Here is an 18,972-nt window from a genome sequence, read left to right as displayed (position 1 = left end):
AATCTTGCCGATGGATCCCACTCAGGAGTACGTCGACCGGGACGGCGCCAGGCTCGGGGTGCAGAGCTACCCGGCGCCGGACCGCGCCGACGCACCCGCCGTCGTGATCTGGCCGGCGATGGGGGTGCCCGCCCGCTTCTACCGACCGTTCGCCGAACAACTCGTGCACGCCGGGCTGGCCGTGCACGCCGTCGACCTCCGCGGCACCGGCGCCAGTTCACCCCGGGCCGACCGGGCCGACCGGTACGGGTACGCGGAACTCGTGGCGGACGTCGGTGCCGTGCGGGCCTGGCTGGCTCCCAGCCTCGCCGACCGGCGCGTGCTGCTGCTCGGTCACTCGCTGGGTGCCCACGTGTGCCTGCTGCACCTCGCCGGCGATGGCGGGGCCGGCATCTCCGGCATGGTCGTCGTGGCCGCCGGGCTCGCGTACTGGCGGTCTTATCCGCCGGTCCGGGGCCTGCTGACGCTGGCGCAGACGCAGGTGGTCGCCGGTGCCGCGTCGCTACTCGGTGTCTGGCCCGGCTGGGGCTTCGGCGGCCGGCAGACCCGCGGCGTGATTCACGACTGGGCTTACACCGCCCGCCACGGGCGCTACCCACGGCTGACGGGCAGCGACCCGGAGTCGGCCCTTGCCTCGCTCCGGGTTCCGGTACTCGCGGTCAGCGTCGCGGGCGACAACTACGTCCCTGAGTCCAGCCTGGACCACTTGTGCCGCAAGCTCGTCTCCGCCCCGGTCGAGCGGCTGCACCTGAGCGCGGCGACCGGTGCCACCGTAAACCACTTCGCGTGGGCCCGGACCGAAAACTCGTTGGCCGGGCGGGTCGCCCACTACGCCCACCAGGCTTGACAGCAGTCGCCCTCACCGACGAGCACCTCCAGGCTGTGCGCACGGCCATCCGCGATCGGCATGCTCCTGGCTCGAAAGCTCGGTGCCGCCGAGAACCCGCATGACGCGATCTTCGCCTCTCGACGCGGCACCTGGCTGTCGCCCAACAACGTACGCCGCCAGTGGCGCCAGGCACGCGCCGACGCCGACCTCGACTGGGTCACCCCGCACACCTCCGCAAGACCGTGGCCACCCTCGACAAGGAGGAGATCGACACCAAGAGCGCCGCAGCCCAGCTCGGGCACTCCAGCGAGGAGGTCACCGAGACCTACTACATCGCCAAGCCCGTCCAAGCCCCGGACGTGTCCGACATCCTCGAGCGACTCGGCACCAGCCGGAAGCGGCCGCAGCCACCAGCAGCACACAACGATGCACACCGATGACGAACTTGGTTGCCGTACCCCGTAAATGGGGGTTTTCGGGGGGCGGTTCAAAACTTCATAGACGAAAGCGAAAGCCCTGACCAGCATTCTCGCTGGTCAGGGCTTTTTTCTTTGTCGGGACGGCCGGATTCGAACCGACGACCCCTTGACCCCCAGTCAAGTGCGCTACCAAGCTGCGCCACGTCCCGATGCCCCCGCCAGGTCTCCCCCGCGGCAGCCGGTACAGCTTAGCGCAGGATCTTCGCACCGTGCGCAGAGGCCCCTCCCACGCCGCACGCCACACCCCCTAAAGCATCCTAGGAGGGTGGCGTGCAGCAGAGAGCGGGTCAGCCGTGGGCCTTGCCCCGGCCGCCGGGGCCGAGCTTCTTACGCGGACGTACCGAGATCTCGATCGGGCTGCCCTCGAAGCCGAACTCCTCGCGGAGCTTGCGCTCGACGAAGCGCTGGTAGCCGGCGTCCAACGGCCCGGTGGTGAACAGCACGAAACGCGGCGGCGCCGCCCCGGCCTGGGTGGCGAACAGGATGCGCGGCGCGCGTCCGCCGCGTACCGGGTGCGGGGTGGCCTGGACCAGCGCGGTGAGCCACTGGTTGAGCTGCGCGGTCGGGATGCGCGTCTCCCAGCTGGCGAGCGCCTTGCGCAGCGCGGGCGCGAGCTTGTCGACGGCGCGGCCGGTCTTGGCGGACAGGTTCAGCCGGATCGCCCAGGGGATGCGCCGCAGCTCCCGGTCGATCTCCTTGTCCAGGTAGTAGCGGCGGTCGCCGTCGACCAGGTCCCACTTGTTGAACGCGATGACCAGCGCCCGGCCGGACTCGACGACCATGGTGAGGATCCGCTGGTCCTGCTCGCTGATCACCTCGCTGGAGTCGATCAGCACCACGGCGACCTCGGCCGCCTCGATCGCCGAGGCGGTCCGCAGGCTGGCGTAGTACTCGGTGCCGCTGGCCTTGCCGACCCGCTTGCGCAGACCGGCCGTGTCGACCAGCTGCCACGTCTCGCCGCCGATCTCCACCAGGCTGTCGACCGGGTCCACCGTGGTGCCGGCCACCGAGTCGACCACCGCCCGCTCCTCACCGGAGAAGCGGTTGAGCAGGCTGGACTTGCCGACGTTGGGGCGGCCCACCAGGGCCACCCGGCGCGGGCCGCGCGGCCGGTTCTCCACGATCGCCGGCGCCTCGGGCAGCGCGTCCAGGATGGCGTCGAGCAGGTCGCCGGAGCCACGGCCGTGCAGCGCCGAGATCGGGAACGGCTCACCGAGGCCGAGCGACCACAGCGAGGTCGCCTCCATCTCGATGGTGGTGTTGTCGGCCTTGTTGGCGATGAGGATCACCGGCTTGGCGCTGCGGCGCAGCATCTTCACCGCGGCCTCGTCCACGTCGGTGGCACCGACCATGGCGTCCACCACGAACAGCACCACGTCGGCGGTCGCCACCGCGGTCTCGGCCTGGGCGGCGATGGCCGCGGCCCGGTCCTTGGCGTCGGGCTCCCAGCCGCCGGTGTCCACCACCGTGAACACCCGGCCGTTCCACTGCGCGTCGTAGGGCACACGGTCCCGGGTCACGCCGGGGATGTCCTCCACGACCGCCTGCCGGCGGCCGATGATGCGGTTGACGAGCGTGGACTTGCCGACATTGGGGCGGCCGACCACTGCCACCACGGGCTGCGGGCCGGCCGGCTCACCGGAGTCGACCTCCGGCTCGCGCAGCTCCACCCAGCCACCGAAATCGTCGTCACTCATGCCGAGCCGCCCTTCGTTCGCGACTGCGGGGCTCGCGCAACCCGCTCACTCCTCGCGCTCACGCGGCACCCCGCTCCGTGAGCATCTCGCGCAGGCGGGCCACTACCTCGTCGATGCCCAGCTCGGTGGTGTCCAGCACCACCGCGTCGGGGGCTTGCTGCAGCGGGTTGACCTTGCGGGTCGAGTCGAGGCGGTCCCGGCGGGCCAGGTCCGCGGCGGTCGCCGCGACGTCGGCGGCGTCCTCGGCGCTGCGCCGCTTCGCGCGCGCCGCCTCGGAGGCGGTCAGGTACACCTTCAGCTCCGCGTCCGGTGCGACCACCGAGCCGATGTCCCGGCCTTCGACCACGATCCGGCCCGCGTCGGCGATCACCCGCCGCTGCCGGTCCACCAGCAGCTCGCGTACGGCGGCGACGGCGGCAACCGCTGACACCGCGGCGGTCACCTCGGCGCCGCGGATGGCGGTGGACACATCGGTGCCGTCGACTGTCACGGCGTACCCCTGGGGGTCGGTGCCGATGCGCAGGTCGGCCTCGGCGGCGACCTTTGCCACCGACTCGGCGTCGGTGAGTTCCACGCCGGAGCGCAGAACCGCCCAGGTCAGCGCCCGGTACATGGCGCCGGTGTCGAGGTAGCGGGCGCCGAGGCCCGCTGCCAGCCGCCGCGACACGGTGGACTTCCCCGAACCGGACGGCCCGTCCACAGCGACCACGCATCGCCCGGCCGGTACGTTCTCCTCCACCGTTGTCCTCCTCAGCCCGTACCTCGCGGGTCGCCCGGATTCCCGGGCGCCGTTGAGCGGATGGTTCTGTCGTCAATCATGCCCGCGCCGCGCGGGCGTCCCAGCGGACGGCACGCGCCGGCCCGCGGACCGCGTCGAAGCCTACCGGGAGCCGTACCCCCGATCGGCGGGTCAGTCACCCACCGCCTTGAACAGGGCGGCGACCTCCGCGTTTGTGAGCCGCCGCAGCCGCCCGGTGCGCAGGTCACCAAGCTTGATCGGACCGATCGAGGTACGGATCAGGCGGGACACCGGGTGTCCCACCTCGGCCATCAGGCGCCGGACGATGTGTTTGCGCCCCTCGTGCAGGGTCAGCTCCACCTGGGCGCTTTTGCCGAGCGTGTCGACCACCTTGAACCCGTGGACCTTCACCGGCCCGTCCTCCAGCTCGACGCCGGCGGTCAGCCGCTTGCCCAGGCTGCGCGGAATCGGCCCGGCCACCTCGGCGAGGTAGGTCTTGAGTACCTCGTACGACGGGTGCATGAGCTTGTGGGCGAGGGTGCCGTCGTTGGTGAGCAGGAGCAGGCCCTCGCTGTCGGCGTCCAGTCGCCCGACGTGGTAGACCCGCTGCTCCAGCCGCGCGCCGATGAAGTCGGCGAGCTCGGTACGGCCCTTCTCGTCAGCCATGGTGGTGACCACCCCGCGCGGCTTGTTCATCGCCACGTAGACCAGGCGGACGTCGGCCTGGAGCCGCTCCCCGTCGACGACGATCACGTCGCGGGCCGGGTCGGCCTTGTCGCCGAGCTGCGCCACCCGCCCGTTCACGGTGACCCGGCGCCGGAAGATCAGGTCCTCGCAGGCACGCCGGGAACCCACCCCCGCGGCGGCGAGCACCTTCTGCAGGCGCTCGGCGCCCTCGTACACGGGGGCGTCGGGCTTCGGGGCACGGTCATCGCGTCGCATCGGCAAGCTCTTCTACGTCGTCGGGAAGGAACGGGGCCAGGGGCGGCAGGTCGTCCACCGAGTTGAGCCCCAGCTTCTCCAGGAACATGGTGGTGGTCCGGTAGAGGTAGGCACCGCTGTCCGCTTCGGTGCCGCACTCCTCGACCAGGCCGCGACCCACCAGGGTACGGAGCACCCCGTCGCAGTTGACACCCCGGATGGCCGAGATGCGCGAACGGGTCACCGGCTGCCGGTAGGCGACCACGGCCAGCGTCTCCAGCGCGGCCTGGGTCAGCCGCACGGACTGCCCGTCCAGCACAAACCGCTCTACGTAGGTGGCGTATTCCGGCCGGGTGTAGAGACGCCAGCCACCCGCCGCCCGGCGCAGGTCGAACCCGTGCCCGGCAGCGGCGTACCCGGCGGCGATCTCGTCGAGCATCGCGCCGACCCGTTCCGGGGACTGTTCCAGGACCTCGGCCAGGGTCAGCTCGCTGACCGGCTGGTCCACCACCAGCAGGATCGCCTCCAGGGCGCCGCGCAGCTCCGCGTCGTCCAGGACGGGCGCGGGCGGCGGTTCCGGCGCGGCCCGCCGACGTCCCCGCTTCGGGGGTACGCCGCTCGCCGCTCCCCCACTCCCCCGGTCCCCCGGTTCCTGCGCGGGCGCGCCGGCGTCCCGCCCCGCGTCCACGTCCCGCCCAGCGGTGTTGTCGGCGTCTCGCCGGCCGTCGTCGTCGTGCCCGCCGTCGTCGTGCCCAGCGTCGATGTCGTGTCCGGCGCCGATTTTGTCGTCTCGGTGGGGGTCGGAAGTGACGAAGTCGACGGCACCCGGCGGGTAGACGCTGACGTCGGCCTCGGCACCCGCGCCGGAGCCGGCTGCCGGGCCGATGCCGGTGTCAGTTGCCGGGGCGACGCCGGCGTCGGTTGCCGGGGCGATGTCGACGGCCGCCGGAGCGATGCCTGAGCCAGATGCCGGCGCGATGCCGGTGCCGGCGGCCGGGTCGGCGTCGGCGGAGGCGGCCGGATCGGTGTCGACGTCGACCGAGGGCTCGATGCGCTCGTCAGCATCGGCCGTCGAGCTTCCACCCGGGATCTTGGTACGGAGGCGCCCTTCAAGGGACGCCTCCGTACCAAGCTCCATCGCGGTTTCGGCGATCTTGGAAGAATCTGGCCCCTCCGGGGGCCCTTGGCTTCCAAGATCTGTGGACGGCTCGGGCGCCGCGTCGGCGGTTTCTGCCGAATCACGGCTGTCCGGGTCGGGTTTGGGCGCGGACGGGCGCTGCCACGGGGGGATCCAGGCGGCAGCCTGGTCGGCCAGCGAGTCGCGGCGTTCCTCGTCGCTCATCCGTTCACTCCTGCGTCGGTGCGGGCTCGTCCGCCGCCTCGGTGGGTGCGGCGGCGTCAGCGGATGCGGCACTGTCGGCCGATGCGCCGCCGCCGGGCCCAGCGACAGGGCCGGATGCGGCAGCGTCAGCCGACGTGCCGCCACCGGGCACGGCGACAGCGCCGGATACGGCGCCGTCGGGCACCCCGGCGGCGTCGGGGGCCCCGGCACCGTCGGGCGCCGCGGCGGGGGTGGGCTCGGGCGTGCCGGCGTACTCGTCGACTGTGAGCTCGGCCTCGCCGTCGGCCGGGCCGGTCCACCGAACAGTCAGCTCCTCCAGCGCCTGCTCCTGCACGAACGCCACGAGACCCTGCCGGTACAGCTCCAGCAGCGCCAGGAACCGGGCCACCACCTCGAGCGTCATCTCGCAGTCGGCGCAGAGCAGCGAGAACGTGGCGATCCCGGCGCGGCGCAGCCGGTCGGCGATGATGCCGGCGTGTTCGCGGACGCTGACCCGGACCATGTGCACGTGCGCGATCGACACCTCGGGCACCGGTTTCGGGCTCATCGCCTTGACCGCGAGCTTGCGCAGCCGCTCGGGACCGATGCCGAGCACCAGGTCGGGCAGCGCCTCCGCGTACCGGGGTTCGAGCGTGACCGCCCTCGGGTAGCGCCGGCCGCCGACCGCCTCCAGCTCGGCGATGTGCGCGGCGGCCTCCTTGTACGCCTTGTACTGCAACAGCCGCGCGAACAGCAGGTCCCGCGCCTCCAGCAGCGCCAGGTCCTCCTCGTCCTCGACCTCGGCCGAGGGCAGCAGCCGGGCCGCCTTGAGGTCGAGCAGGGTGGCGGCGACGAGCAGGAACTCGCTGGTCTCGTCCAGGTCCCACTGGTCGCCCATCGCCCGCAGGTACGCGATGAACTCGTCGGTGACCTTGTGCAGCGCGACCTCGGTGACGTCCAGCTTGTGCTTGCTGATCAGCTGGAGCAGCAGGTCGAACGGGCCGGTGAAGTTGTCCAGCCGGACGGTGAAACCGCTGCTGACCGGGTCGGCGCCGTCGACCTGCACGGCTACGGCAGGGTCGCCGGTGCCGTGCGGCGGGTCGATGGGCGGTGCGGTCACCGGGAAACCGTAGACGACGCGGCGGGCGGCCGGCGTGCGCCCTACCGGTCCGCTTGGGCGGCGATGACCTCCCGGGCGAGCTGCCGGTAGTTGCGCGCGCCGGAGGAGGCCGGGTCGAGGGTGGTGATCGGGGCGCCGGCCACCGTGGACTCGGGGAACTTCACCGTCTTGGTGATGACGGTCTGGTAGACCTTGTCGCCGAACGCCTCGACCACCCGCTGCAGCACCTGGCGGCAGTGGGTGGTGCGGCTGTCGTACATGGTGGCGAGGATGCCTTCGAGTTCCAGGTCGAAGTTGAGCCGCTCACGCACCTTGTCGATGGTGTCGAGCAGCAGCGCGACGCCGCGCAGGCTGAAGAACTCGCACTCCAGCGGGATGAGCACGCCGTGCGCGACGGTGAGCGCGTTGATCGCCAGCAGGCCCAGTGAGGGCTGGCAGTCGATCAGGATGAAGTCGTACTCCTTGCGGATGGTGCGCAGCACCCGCGCCAGGGCCATCTCCCGGGCGACCTCGTTGACCAGCTGGATCTCGGCGGCGGAGAGGTCGATGTTGGCGGGCAGCAGGTGCAGCCCGGCCACGTCGGTCTTGATCAGGACGTCCTCGGCGGTGACGTCGTCCTGCATGAGCAGGTTGTAGACCGACAGGTCCAGGTTGTGCGGGTTGACGCCCAGCCCGACCGAGAGGGCGCCCTGCGGATCGAAGTCGACGAGCAGCACCTTGCGGCCGTACTCGGCCAGGGCCGCGCCCAGGTTGATGGTCGTCGTGGTCTTGCCGACGCCGCCCTTCTGGTTGGCCATCGCGATGATCCGCGCCGGGCCGTGCCGGTCGGTCGGCATGGGTTCGGGGATCGGCTTGCGCATGGTGTACGCGGCCGGGTCGGCGGGGCCGAGATCGGCGCCCAGCGTCGCCTGCTGCTCACGGAGCTCCGACGTCCAGGTCTCGGCACGGTCACCGTTTCCTGCCATGTCCTCGTTGCCCCCTCCCGACGACCACCCGGCGTCGGAGCCGTCCGACGTCCCTCGCGGCGCCGCTGCGCACCCCCGGTCCGTCGTACCTGGAGGCCCGCGCCGATGCCGACTGTACGCCACCGGCCAGCAGCACGTTCGGTAGCGGGTCGGCGTGTCGGCCGCCCGTCAGCCGCGGACGCGGCCCGATCACAGACCCGAGGACCGCGAGCCTGGCGCGCTCAGCGGGCGCGGGGGTGGGCGGTGGCGTACACCTCGCGCAGCCGTTCCACAGTCACCAGCGTGTAGACCTGGGTGGTGGTCACCGAGGCGTGGCCGAGCAGCTCCTGCACCACGCGCACGTCCGCGCCGCCGTCGAGCAGGTGCGTGGCGTACGAGTGGCGCAGCGTGTGCGGGGAGATCGCGTCGGGGCCGTCGACCGGCAGGCCGGCCCGGCCGGCGGCGGCGCGCAGCACGGCCCAGGCGCCCTGCCGGGTGAGCGGGCCGCCGCGGGCGTTGACGAAGACCGCGTGGGTGCCGCGTCCGGCCGCGAGCAGCGCCGGGCGGCCCCGGACCAGCCAGGCGCGCAGCGCGTCGGCCGCGTACCCGCCGACCGGGACCAGCCGGGTCCGGCCGCCCTTGCCGCGCAGCAGCACGGCGCCGGCGTCGAGGTCCAGGTCGTCGACCGCCGCGCCGACCGCCTCGGAGATGCGCGCGCCGGTGCCGTACAGGAATTCCAGCAGCGCGCGGTCGCGCAGCGCGCGGGCGGCGGCGTCGCCGGTGGCGCCGGGCAGGTCGGCGGCCTCCAGCAGCCGCAGGACCGCGTCCACGGGCAGCGCCCGGGGCAGCCGGCGCGGCGGCGCGGGCGGGCGGACGTCGCGGCTGGGGTCGGCGGCGGCGAGCCCTTCGCGCAGCGCGAAGCGGTGCAGGCCGCGTACCGCGCTGGCGGCGCGGGCGGCGGAGGAGACGGCGAGCGGCGGGTGGTCGTCGTCGCCGGCGCGCAGCCGGGCCAGGTGGGCCTCGACCTGCGCGGGTCCGGCGGCGGCCAGGTCGGTCACCCCGGCCGCGGCCAGCGTGGCCAGGTAGCGGTCCAGGTCCCGGCGGTACGAGGCGAGCGTGTTCGCGGACAGCCCGCGCTCGACGGTGAGGTGGTCCAGGTACGTGCGGACCGCGCGGCGCAGGGCCGGCGCGGGTTCCGCGCCGGCCCTGCGCACCACGGTGTCGGTCAGTTCAGCACCTCGTCCAGCGGCAGCACGTCCATGCCGTGCGCCTCGGCGACCGGGCCGTAGACGACCTTGCCGGCGTGGGTGTTGAGGCCCAGCGCCAGCGCCGGGTCGTTGCGCAGCGCCTGCTGCCAGCCCTGGTTGGCCAGTTCGAGGGCGTACGGCAGGGTGACGTTCGTGAGCGCGTAGGTGCTGGTGTTCGGCACCGCGCCGGGCATGTTCGCCACGCAGTAGAAGATCGAGTCGTGCACTTTGTAGACCGGTTCGGCGTGCGTGGTCGGGCGCGAGTCCTCGAAGCAGCCGCCCTGGTCGATGGCGATGTCGACGAGCACGCTGCCCGGCTTCATCCGGGAGACCAGCTCGTTGGAGATGAGCTTCGGGGCCTTCGCGCCGGGCACCAGCACCGCGCCGATGACCAGGTCCGCGTCGAGCACGGCCCGCTCGATCTCGTACGCGTTGGAGGCGACGGTCTGCAGGTGGCCCCGGTAGATGGCGTCGGCCTGGCGCAGCCGGGCCACGTTCTTGTCCAGCAGCAGCACCTCGGACTGCAGGCCCAGCGCGATGGCGGCGGCGTTGAGGCCGGACACGCCCGCGCCGATGACCACGGTCTTGGCCGCGTACACGCCGGAGACGCCGCCGGGCAGCACGCCCCGCCCGCCGCCGGTGCGCATCATGTAGAAGGCGCCCACCTGCGGGGCGAGCCGGCCGGCCACCTCGGACATCGGGGCGAGCAGCGGCAGCGACCGGTCGGGCAGCTCGACGGTCTCGTACGCGATGCCGGTGACCTTGCGGTCGACCAGCGCGTCGGTGCACTCGCGGGAGGCGGCCAGGTGCAGGTACGTGAAGAGCACCTGCCCCTCGTGCATCCGGTGGTACTCCTCGGCGATCGGCTCCTTGACCTTGAGGACCAGCTCGGCGGTGTCCCACACCTCGTCGGCGGTGGCCAGGATCTTCGCGCCGGCGGCGGCGAACTCGTCGTCGGTGATGCTGGAGCCGACGCCGGCGCCGGCCTCGACGAAGACCTCGTGGCCGTGGCGGGTGAACTCGTTGACGCCCGCGGGCGTGATCGCTACCCGGTACTCGTGGTTCTTGACCTCGCGGGGGATTCCGACCTTCACGATGCAGACACCTTCCTCCGGGGCTGCTCACCCCCGACTGCGCGGCGCCGCGCCGGCTCCGTTGCCGGCGCGGTACACCGGTCCCGCCGGCGGCAGTCTAGAGCCGTGGGAAGCCCACGGACGGCGACACTGTGACATCCGGTGCCCGCTGGTGCTGACGGTGTGTCAGGCGTGCATCAGACTGGCCGGTGGAGACGTCATCAGCCGACAGGACAGAGTTCGGTAAATATCCTTCCACGAACGGAGTGCCGGGGCCGACAGGACGCGAGTCGATCACTATTGTGTCCGCTCATGACCACTCCTTACCAGCAGTACCCGCAGGGCGTCTCGGACAAGAGCAAGGTCGTCGCGGGTGTGCTCCAGATCCTCCTCGGCGGCTTCGGCATCGGCCGGTTCTACATGGGCGACACCAAGACCGGTGTCATCCAGCTCATCGTCACGCTCGTGACGTGCGGTATCGGCGCGATCTGGGGCCTCGTCGACGGCATCCTGATCCTCGTCAACGGCGGTGTCGACGGGCAGGGCCGCCCGCTGCGCGACTGACCACCGGAACGAAAAGGGGCCGCCCGGCGCACAGCGCCGCGCGGCCCCTTCGTCGTCGGTTCCCGATCAGCGCGGCAGCGGCGCCTCCGGCCGACGCAGCTCGGTGAAGCCGGTCTCGCGGGCGCGGGCCGCGGCGAGCAGCCCGGCCACGCAGGACGCGTTGGTGATCTCACCGGCCAGCACCATCCGCACCGCCTCGTCGAGGTCCACGCGGACCACCTGGAGGTCGGCCTCCTCGTCGTGCCGGTCGTGCCGCTGCTCCGCCGGCACCTCGGCCAGCTCGCGGGCCAGGAACACCCGGACCACCTCGTCGGCGAAGCCGGGCGAGCTGTGCAGGTCCACGAGCACGTCCACGCGCCCGGCGGTCAGGTCCGCCTCCTCGGCCAGCTCCCGCAGCGCCGCGACGGCCAGGTCCTCGCCGCCGACGTCCATCAGCCCGGCGGGCAGCTCCCACAGGTGCCGGCCGACCGGGTGCCGGTACTGGCGGATCAGCACCACCTGACCGGCGTCGTCGAGCGCCACCACGGCGACCGCGCCGACGTGCCGCACGTAGTCCCGGGTCGCCTCGCCGCCACCGGGCATGGTGACATCGTCGCTGACCACCGAGAAGATCCGGCCGGACCAGATCTGGCGGCGCGCGGTCACCTCGTACCGGTGCTCGACGCCGCTCACGCCGCCTCCCCGCCCGCTCGCGCGGTCCGCCCGCTCACTTGGCCGAGGCCTTCGCCGCGCCGCCGCGGCCGGCCTTCTTCAACGCGCCGTCCAGGTCCACCGGCAGCTGGTCGGCCTGCGAGTACGCCACGGCGGCGCCGACGAACGCGGCGAACAGCGGGTGCGGGCGGGTGGGGCGGCTCTTGAGCTCCGGGTGCGCCTGAGTGGCCACGAAGAACGGGTGCAGGTTGCGGTCCAGCTCGACGAACTCCACGAGCCGCCCGTCCGGCGAGGTGCCGGAGATGGTCAGCCCGGCCTTGGTGAGCTGGTCCCGGTAGGCGTTGTTCACCTCGTACCGGTGGCGGTGCCGCTCGCTGACCTCGGTGCTGCCGTACGCCTCGGCGACGATCGACCCCTCGGCCAGCTTCGCCGGGTACGCCCCGAGCCGCATGGTGCCGCCCAGGTCGCCGCGGCCGGCCACGATGTCCTCCTGGTCGGCCATGGTGGCGATGACCGGGTGCACGGCCTCCTCGTCGAACTCCAGGGAGTTCGCCCCGTCGAGGTTGGCCAGGTGACGGGCCACCTCGATGGTCATGCACTGCAGGCCGAGGCAGAGGCCGAGCAGCGGGATGCCGTTCTCCCGCGCGTACCGGGCGGTGCCGACCTTGCCCTCGATGCCGCGTACGCCGAAGCCGCCGGGAATCACGATGCCGTCGACGCCGGACAGGGCGGCCGCCGCGCCGGCTGCTGTGACGCAGTCGTCGCTGGGCACCCACTTGAGCTTCACCCGGGCGCGGTGGCCGAACCCGGCCGCCCGGATCGCCTCGCTGACCGACAGGTACGCGTCGGGCAGGTCGACGTACTTGCCGACGAGCGCGACGGTGATCGTGTGCCGCGGCTGGTGCACCCGCTCCAGCAGGTCGTCCCAGCGGGTCCAGTCGACGTCGCGGAACGACAGGCCGAGCCGGCGCACCACGTACGCGTCGAGGCCCTCGCGGTGCAGCACCTTCGGGATGTCGTAGATGCTCGGCGCGTCCGGGGCGGCGGTGACCGCCTCCCGGTCGACGTCGCAGTACAGCGACAGCTTCTCCTTGACCTTGTCCGGGATCTCCCGGTCGCAGCGCAGCACCAGAGCGTCGGGCTGGATGCCGATGCTGCGCAGCTGCGCCACCGAGTGCTGGGTCGGCTTGGTCTTCAGCTCGCCCGACGGCGCCAGGTACGGCACCAGCGACACGTGCAGGTAGAAGCAGTTGTCCCGGCCCAGGTCGTGGCGGATCTGCCGGATCGACTCCAGGAACGGCAGCGACTCGATGTCGCCGACCGTGCCGCCGACCTCGGTGATCACGACGTCCGGGACCTGGCCGTCGGCGTCCGGGTCGGCCATGCCGCGGATGCGGGCCTTGATCTCGTTGGTGATGTGCGGGATGACCTGCACCGTGTCGCCGAGGTACTCCCCGCGCCGCTCCTTGGCGATCACCGCCGAGTAGATCTGCCCGGTGGTGACGTTCGCCTTGCCGGAGAGGTCCCGGTCGAGGAACCGCTCGTAGTGGCCGACGTCGAGGTCGGTCTCGGCGCCGTCCTCGGTGATGAAGACCTCGCCGTGCTGGAAGGGGTTCATCGTGCCGGGGTCGACGTTCAGGTACGGGTCGAGCTTCTGCATCACCACGCGCAGTCCGCGCGCGGTCAGCAGACTGCCGAGGCTGGAGGCGGTGAGGCCCTTACCCAGCGAGGAGGCGACGCCCCCGGTGACGAAAATGTGCCTGGTCGTCCGTGCTGTAGGGGCCAAGGCCTGCTCCCGTGTCGTCCGTAGCGGTCGTGCGAACCGCCGTGCCGATCAGACAAGTGATCACGCGATCCACGGGATTCCACGGTAACACCATCCGGACCGTGAGCCGGCGTCGCACCCGCTGTCGGCGCACGTGAGGCCGGTGCCGGCCGTCCCACGGCGCTCGTGGGGCGCTCCGCCGGCCCGGTCCGGCCCGGGTTCCGCACGGTCTCGCACGGTCCGGCCCTTGATCGACACCACCTCGCCGATGTGGTGCCTTCCGCCCGGCCTCGACCCCGCCACTTCCCCGACCTGGCGGGGGCGGGGGCTCACCTACCGGACGGCACGCGCGCGCCGGGTCAGCCGGCGGGGATCTCCGAGGACGTCGGGGTCGGCTGTACGGGGACCCGCGCCCTGGCGGCGGGCGGCCCGTTCGGCGGCTCGCTGCCGGCAGGGCCCTGCCGATCCGGTCCGGCCGGCTCCCCGGCCTCCCCCGGATCGCCCGCTCCGCCACCGACTGGGCCGTCGTCCGCCGACCGGCCGCTACCCGCCCCGTCACCGGCCAGCCCGTCGTCCGCCGACCGGCCGCTACCCGCACCGTCGCCGGCGGGGCCGTCGGCAGCTGCGCCTCCCCGGGAGGAGCTGTCCGGGCCGCCCGGCGGGACCGCGCCGGCCTCGCCGCCGGGACGGCCGCTGTCGGGCAACGTACGGTCGGTGGAGTGGTCGAGCACCCGCAGGGCCGACAGCGCCGCCATGGGCACCACGAGCGCCGCCGCCGCACCGGCCACGTCCAGCGCCGAGCCGCCCAGCACGCCGCCCAGCCCGACGGCCACGGCGGTGCCGGCCATCGCCGCCCGGATCGCCGGGTAGATGCCGAACAGCCGCATCAGCCCGCCCCACGGCTGGAGCAACGCCAGCCAGACCAGCGCCGCCCCGGCCAGGGCAAGCACGGTGAGCGGGCTGTTCACCAGCGTCTGGATGTTGGAGTCGCCGGAGCGGTGCACGGTGAGCCCGCCGGTGCCGTCGCCGAGCGCGGCCAGGAACCGGCCCAGGCTCCCCCGCTCCTCGGCGGGCCGGCCCAGGTCGACCAGGGCGAAGCCGATGGTGACCGCGAGCGCGGCCATGGTGGCCCAGGCCAGCCGGCTCACGGTGAGCCAGCCGCCGGTGCAGATGGCGGCCGCCACGCTGACCCCGGCGGTGAGCGCGATCGCGCCGATCGAGTCGGCGCCCAGGTACGGGCTGCCCACGACCACCACTGCCAGTCCGCCGACGGCCACCATCACCATCGGCCGCCAGCCCTTGCGGAACCGCTGGGCGAGCCAGCCGCCGCACAGCAGTGAACCGGCGACGAACACGCCCAGCCCGACGGTGCCCAGCCCGGCGTACCGGCCGCCCTCCAGCGCGGAATAGCCGACCACGCCGTTGAGCTGCAACCGGGAGCCGGTGAGCACGTCCACGCCGACCACGAGGGCGGCCAGCCCGGCGACCGCGCCGAGCGGGCCGAGCGTGCGCTCGTGCCCGGGGCTGAACCGGACCAGCGCGGTGCCGCCGACGACGAGCAGCGCGGTCACCGAGGCGTACCACAGGCCGGCGTGGCTGCCGCGCCACCAGGGCACGGCGTCGGCCAGCAGCGCCGCGGGCACGGCGAGCGCGGCGGCGATCAGCAGCAGCTCCACCACCGCCACGACGCGCCGGGACACCGGTTCGGGCCCGTGCGGTCCGGCGTGCCGGCGGGCCCGGCGCAGCAGCGGCAGCACCGCCACCGCGAGGGCCAGCTGGGCGGCGGCGAGCAGGGTGAAGAACCAGCCGGCGACGCGCCGTTGGGCGGCGGCCTCCCGGTCCGCGTCGGCCGGCGCCTCGATCGCGGCCCGCAGGTCGTCGGGCCGGTCGTCGACTGTGACCGCGGGCCGACCGACGAAGGCCCGGTCCGGGGCCGTCCGGTCGAGCACGGCGAGCACCGTCGGGGCCAGGTCGACGAGTTGCAGATAGCCGGAGCGGGCGGTGCTCGGCGAGGTCAGCCAGCCACCGTCCCAGCCGGGGCCGTCGGCGATCGCGACGTGCAGCCGCGCCGGGGAGTCGGTGTCCGAGACGCCCGCGACCAGCACCAGCGAGCGCGGCGGCCGGGCGGCGAGCACCCGGGCCAGCCGGACGTCGGCCTGCCGCGCCTGGGCCGCCCGTGCGACCGGGTCGTCGTCGTCGACGGTGCCGACGTCGACGATGCTCAGCACGCAGGAGCCGAGCAGGTCCGCCGCGTTCTCGGGAAGCGTGGGCGCGTACCTGTCGACCCGGCCGAACGGACGGGCGGCGGCCACGGCGGCGCCCGGCCCCACCGCCACCGAGCAACGCACCGACTCGGCCAGCGCGCCGGGCTTGGCGCCCCAGGCGAGCTGTTCCTGGTTGTGCGCCACGACGCTCGGCTGGTCGGGCAGGTTCGCGCCGATGCCGTCGGGCCGTTCGACAGTCACGCCGGCGGCCGGGCAGCCACCGCCCGGACGGGCGCCGGGCCAGGCGGCGAAGTTCCCGGCGCCGAGGGTGAGCCAGCCGTCGACCGGGCAGGTGGGCCGGTGCGCGGAACGCACCGACAGGGAGCCGATCGCGCCCTGCTCGGCCATCCGCCACAGCGTCGGCGTGTTCTCCGGGTCGACGTCGTCCCAGCGCAGGCCGGCCGCGCCGACGAGGACCACGAAGTCGGCGCCGGGCCGGTGCGCGCCGTCGTCCGGCCGGGCGGCCAGCGCGGTGATGCCCAGCGCCACCACGACCAGGGTCAGCAGGACCGGGGTCAGTCGGCGCAGCATCAGCGGTTCCCGGCGGAGTGCTGGGGTGTCAGCTCGGCGTAGAGGTCGGCGAGGGCGGCCACGGTGTCCGCCTCGGTGGGCCAGGTCGCGGCGCGGGCGGTGCCCCGGCGGCCCAGCTCGGCCCGGCGGGCCGGGTCGTCGAGCAGGTCGCGCACGGCCGCGTCGACGGCGTCCACGTCCCCGGGTGGCACCAGCACGGCCCCGTCGCCGACCAGCTCCGGCAGCCCGCCGACGGCGGTCGCGACGAGCGGTACGCCGGCGCGCAGCGCTTCCTGCGCGAACAGCTGCCGGGCCTCCCAGTCGCTGGTCACCACCGCGAGGTCGGCGCCGGCCAGCAGGTCCGCCACGTCGGTCCGGTGCCCGAGCAGCGTGACCGGCGCGCGGGCGGCCGAGATCCGGGCGGCCAGCGGCAGGTACGCGGGCCCGCTGCCGGCGATCACCACGGCCGGGGCCGGGGTACGGGTTCGCCAGCGGGCGGCGGCGTCGATGAGCACGTCGTACCGCTTCTGCGGGTGCAGCCGGCCCACCGAGAGGATCAGCGGACGGTCGGCGGTGACGCCGAACTCGGCGCGGACGGCGGCGCGGCGGCGGCGCGGCGCGGGCAGGGTGGGCGCGGCGACCGGGGCCAGGCGCGCGTCGGCGGCGCCCAGCGCGGCGGCGCGCTCGACCAGGTCGGCGGAGGCACCCAGGGCGACCCGGGCGGCGCGGGCGACGATCCGCTCGACCAGCCGGGACGCCACGCCGCGCAGCCCGGTGGCGAGGACCGCGTTGTGCCAGGTGACGACGAGCGGGGCGGCGGGGCGGGCGAGCGCGGCGACCAGGCCGGCGCGCAGCCCGTGCGCGTGCACCACGTCGACGGGCGTGTCCGCGAGCGCCCGGCGCAGCGCGGTGACCGCGCGCGCGTCGCCCGGCGTGGGGCTGGCCGGGATCTCCACGGGGGTGAACCGGGCGCCGGCGCCGGTGAAGCCGAACTGCTCCTCGGTGGCGGCCGGCCCGCACACCAGCACCGACGCTCCGGCCTCGGTTAGTCCTCCGACGATCGAGCGCACGTGCTGCCCGACTCCGCCGGTGCTGGAGGCCAGCACCAGGGCCACCGACCCGGGCCAGCGCGGTGCGGGCGAGGCGTCCGTCATGAGGAAACGGTCTCCTTTCCGTCGCCCCGCTCGCCGGGGTGCTGCTGCGCCGGCGGGCCGTCGTCCCCGTCGGCCGGGCGTCGCCGGCCCAGCCGGCGGGTCACGGCCGCGAGCAGCGGCCGCAGGTCGCGGGCGTCGGTCAGCCAGGCGACGGCGAGGAACAGGACACCGACCACGACCCCGGACAGCATGCCCTGCGCGAGGGCCCACGGTGTCGTCGGGGTGCCGTCACCGAGCGCGGCGAGTCCCGCCGCGACGGCCGTCCCGCCGGTCGCGGCGACGGCGGCGGCCAGCAGCCCGGCGACGCCGGCTCGCCCGACGCCGGCGAGCGCCTCGGCGCCGGCGGCACGCCGTACGGCGGCGATCAGCAGCGCGCCGAGCAGCACCATGCCGGCGGAGGTCGCCAGCGCCACCGCGAGGACCCGGTCGGCCAGTGGCAGCGCCTGGGCGAACAGGACGGCGAACGCGGGCACGCTGAGCCAGCCGAGCGCGGTGGCGACGATGGCCGCGCGGGTCTCGCCGCGCGCGTACAGGGCGCGGGTCAGCACCGCGAACAGGCCGTAGCCGAGCAGGCCGGGCGCGAATCCGGCGATCCCGGCGGCGGCGGTGCGCGCGTCGAGCGGGTCGGCGAAGAAGAAGTGCCCGACCGGGATCGCGGTGCCGACGAGCGCGGCGGCGCCGAGCAGGCTGAACAGCACCACGCCGCGTACCGCCGGGGCGAGCGTCTCCCGGTAGGCACGTTCGTCGCCGCCGGCCCGGGCCGCCACGAGCGTCGGGTACGCGGCCACCGCCAGCGGCACCGCCAGCACCGCCCAGGGCAGGAAGTAGACGGTCTGCGCCAGGTTGTAGACACCGACGTCGGCGGTCCGGCCGTAGGTGACCTGGTTGAGCGCGACCACCAGGGCGATCTGCTGGGCGGCGACGGTGACCACCCCGGCGACGGCCAGGCCGCCGACCCGGGCCCGGGCGTCGGCCGGGAACCGGTAGCCCGGCCGGATCCGCAGCCTCAGCCGGCGCAGCGGGATCAGCAGCGACAGCGAGAGCACCACCACGCCGAGCGTGGTGCCGGCGGACAGCAGCAGCTCGCCGCCGCGCCCGGCCCCGCCGATCGTGGCCAGCCGCCCCTCGGTCGCGGTGAAGGCGAGGTAGACGCCGATGACGGTGATGCTCGACAGCAGCGGCGCGATGACCGGCCAGGCGAACCGGCGATGCGCCTGGAGCACCCCGGTGAGCACGATGCCCACGCCGTAGAGCGGCAACTGCGGCGCGAAGACGCGCAGCATCCGGGCCCCGGACGCCTGCTGCGCCTCACTGAGGCCGTCTCCGATCAGGCCCGGCAGCGGGTCGGCGAAGACCGCCACCAGCACCGCCAGCGGAATCAGCAGCGTCAGCGTCCAGGTCAGCAGCGCGCCGGTGGTGGCGGCCACCGCGCGCCGGTCACCCGCCTCGACAGCGCCGGCCAGCAGCGGTACGACGAGACTGGCGAGCGCCCCGCCCGCGACGATCTCGAAGATGAAGTTCGGGACGTAGTTCGCCACCAGGTAGGCGCCGCCGAGGTCGCTGGTGGACAGCGTCCAGGTGAACACGGCGGTACGGCCGAAGCCGGCGAGCCGGCTGACCACGGTGAGCACGGCGATGAGGGCGGCCGCCCCGGCGACGCGGCCGGCGGCGGCGAGAGGTGCCGGTTTCGTCAC

The 18,972-nt window shown here is 73.9% G+C and carries 16 protein-coding genes and 1 tRNA gene; 3 read left to right on the top strand and 14 right to left on the bottom strand.

The genetic code is table 11. The annotated features are described in order from the left end of the window. The first annotated feature begins 10 nt into the window (after positions 1-10). Together FHU28_RS15495 and FHU28_RS33270 are read left to right on the top strand one after the other, a co-directional pair. Positions 11-847, top strand: a complete 837-nt coding sequence (locus FHU28_RS15495) for an alpha/beta hydrolase family protein (RefSeq protein ID WP_184684796.1) — start codon at positions 11-13, stop codon at positions 845-847. Positions 848-1,071: 224 nt separating this feature from the next. Then, positions 1,072-1,269, top strand: a complete 198-nt coding sequence (locus FHU28_RS33270; protein ID WP_376700785.1) for an integrase — start codon at positions 1,072-1,074, stop codon at positions 1,267-1,269. 114 nt (positions 1,270-1,383) lie between these two features. Here FHU28_RS33270 and FHU28_RS15485 read toward each other — a convergent pair. From FHU28_RS15485 to ald, 9 genes are all read right to left on the bottom strand, one after another. After that, positions 1,384-1,457 (bottom strand) — tRNA-Pro (locus FHU28_RS15485). Positions 1,458-1,595: 138 nt separating this feature from the next. Beyond that, positions 1,596-3,005 (bottom strand): ribosome biogenesis GTPase Der, encoded by a 1,410-nt coding sequence (gene der / locus FHU28_RS15480; RefSeq protein ID WP_260412992.1) that lies wholly within the window; start codon positions 3,003-3,005, stop codon positions 1,596-1,598. 58 nt (positions 3,006-3,063) lie between these two features. Then, a complete protein-coding gene (gene cmk, locus FHU28_RS15475; protein ID WP_073831621.1) occupies positions 3,064-3,744 on the bottom strand; it encodes a (d)CMP kinase in 681 nt (226 codons plus the stop codon). Between the two features lie 171 nt (positions 3,745-3,915). Continuing rightward, entirely contained in the window at positions 3,916-4,686 is a 771-nt protein-coding gene (locus FHU28_RS15470) for a pseudouridine synthase (RefSeq protein WP_184684794.1), read from the bottom strand. Next, positions 4,673-5,551 (bottom strand): SMC-Scp complex subunit ScpB, encoded by an 879-nt coding sequence (scpB, locus tag FHU28_RS33265; RefSeq protein WP_425326181.1) that lies wholly within the window; start codon positions 5,549-5,551, stop codon positions 4,673-4,675. The genes FHU28_RS15470 and scpB overlap by 14 nt, the downstream gene beginning before the upstream one ends. A gap of 460 nt (positions 5,552-6,011) precedes the next feature. Beyond that, positions 6,012-7,106: a segregation and condensation protein A gene (locus FHU28_RS15460; RefSeq protein WP_184684790.1), complete on the bottom strand. Its 1,095-nt coding sequence runs from the start codon at positions 7,104-7,106 to the stop codon at positions 6,012-6,014. A 41-nt stretch (positions 7,107-7,147) separates the two neighbouring features. Continuing rightward, a complete protein-coding gene (locus tag FHU28_RS15455; protein WP_013285595.1) occupies positions 7,148-8,071 on the bottom strand; it encodes a ParA family protein in 924 nt (307 codons plus the stop codon). 221 nt (positions 8,072-8,292) lie between these two features. Then, the gene (locus FHU28_RS15450) at positions 8,293-9,264 is read right to left on the bottom strand and encodes a site-specific tyrosine recombinase XerD (RefSeq protein WP_376700783.1); all 972 of its coding nucleotides are present in this window, start codon (positions 9,262-9,264) and stop codon (positions 8,293-8,295) included. Positions 9,265-9,275: 11 nt separating this feature from the next. Continuing rightward, the gene (gene ald, locus FHU28_RS15445) at positions 9,276-10,391 is read right to left on the bottom strand and encodes an alanine dehydrogenase (RefSeq protein ID WP_184684786.1); all 1,116 of its coding nucleotides are present in this window, start codon (positions 10,389-10,391) and stop codon (positions 9,276-9,278) included. A gap of 228 nt (positions 10,392-10,619) precedes the next feature. Between ald and FHU28_RS15440 the strand changes: the two genes are divergently transcribed. After that, on the top strand, positions 10,620-10,934 hold the full coding sequence (locus tag FHU28_RS15440) for a TM2 domain-containing protein (RefSeq protein WP_143194810.1): 315 nt from the start codon (positions 10,620-10,622) through the stop codon (positions 10,932-10,934). 66 nt (positions 10,935-11,000) lie between these two features. Here FHU28_RS15440 and FHU28_RS15435 read toward each other — a convergent pair whose 3' ends face one another. The 5 genes from FHU28_RS15435 to murJ all read right to left on the bottom strand — a co-directional run bounded on the left by FHU28_RS15435 (position 11,001) and on the right by murJ (position 18,972). After that, positions 11,001-11,606, bottom strand: a complete 606-nt coding sequence (locus FHU28_RS15435; RefSeq protein WP_184684784.1) for an NUDIX domain-containing protein — start codon at positions 11,604-11,606, stop codon at positions 11,001-11,003. Between the two features lie 34 nt (positions 11,607-11,640). Further along, positions 11,641-13,371, bottom strand: coding sequence for a CTP synthase (locus FHU28_RS15430; RefSeq protein ID WP_184684782.1), 1,731 nt, complete (start codon positions 13,369-13,371; stop codon positions 11,641-11,643). A gap of 338 nt (positions 13,372-13,709) precedes the next feature. After that, positions 13,710-16,145: a collagen-like domain-containing protein gene (locus FHU28_RS15425; RefSeq protein WP_184684780.1), complete on the bottom strand. Its 2,436-nt coding sequence runs from the start codon at positions 16,143-16,145 to the stop codon at positions 13,710-13,712. Continuing rightward, positions 16,145-17,278 carry a glycosyltransferase family 4 protein gene (locus FHU28_RS15420; protein ID WP_184684778.1) on the bottom strand — a complete coding sequence of 378 codons (1,134 nt, stop codon included), beginning with the start codon at positions 17,276-17,278 and terminating at the stop codon, positions 16,145-16,147. Before FHU28_RS15420 ends, FHU28_RS15425 begins: the two co-directional genes overlap by 1 nt. Continuing rightward, positions 17,275-18,972 carry a murein biosynthesis integral membrane protein MurJ gene (murJ, locus tag FHU28_RS15415; protein ID WP_184684775.1) on the bottom strand — a complete coding sequence of 566 codons (1,698 nt, stop codon included), beginning with the start codon at positions 18,970-18,972 and terminating at the stop codon, positions 17,275-17,277. The genes FHU28_RS15420 and murJ overlap by 4 nt, the downstream gene beginning before the upstream one ends.

The organism is Micromonospora echinospora (assembly GCF_014203425.1).
GTDB lineage: Bacteria > Actinomycetota > Actinomycetes > Mycobacteriales > Micromonosporaceae > Micromonospora > Micromonospora echinospora_A.
The sequence above is the reverse complement of the archived record's forward strand: the minus strand, read 5'-3'. Positions and strand labels throughout refer to the sequence as shown.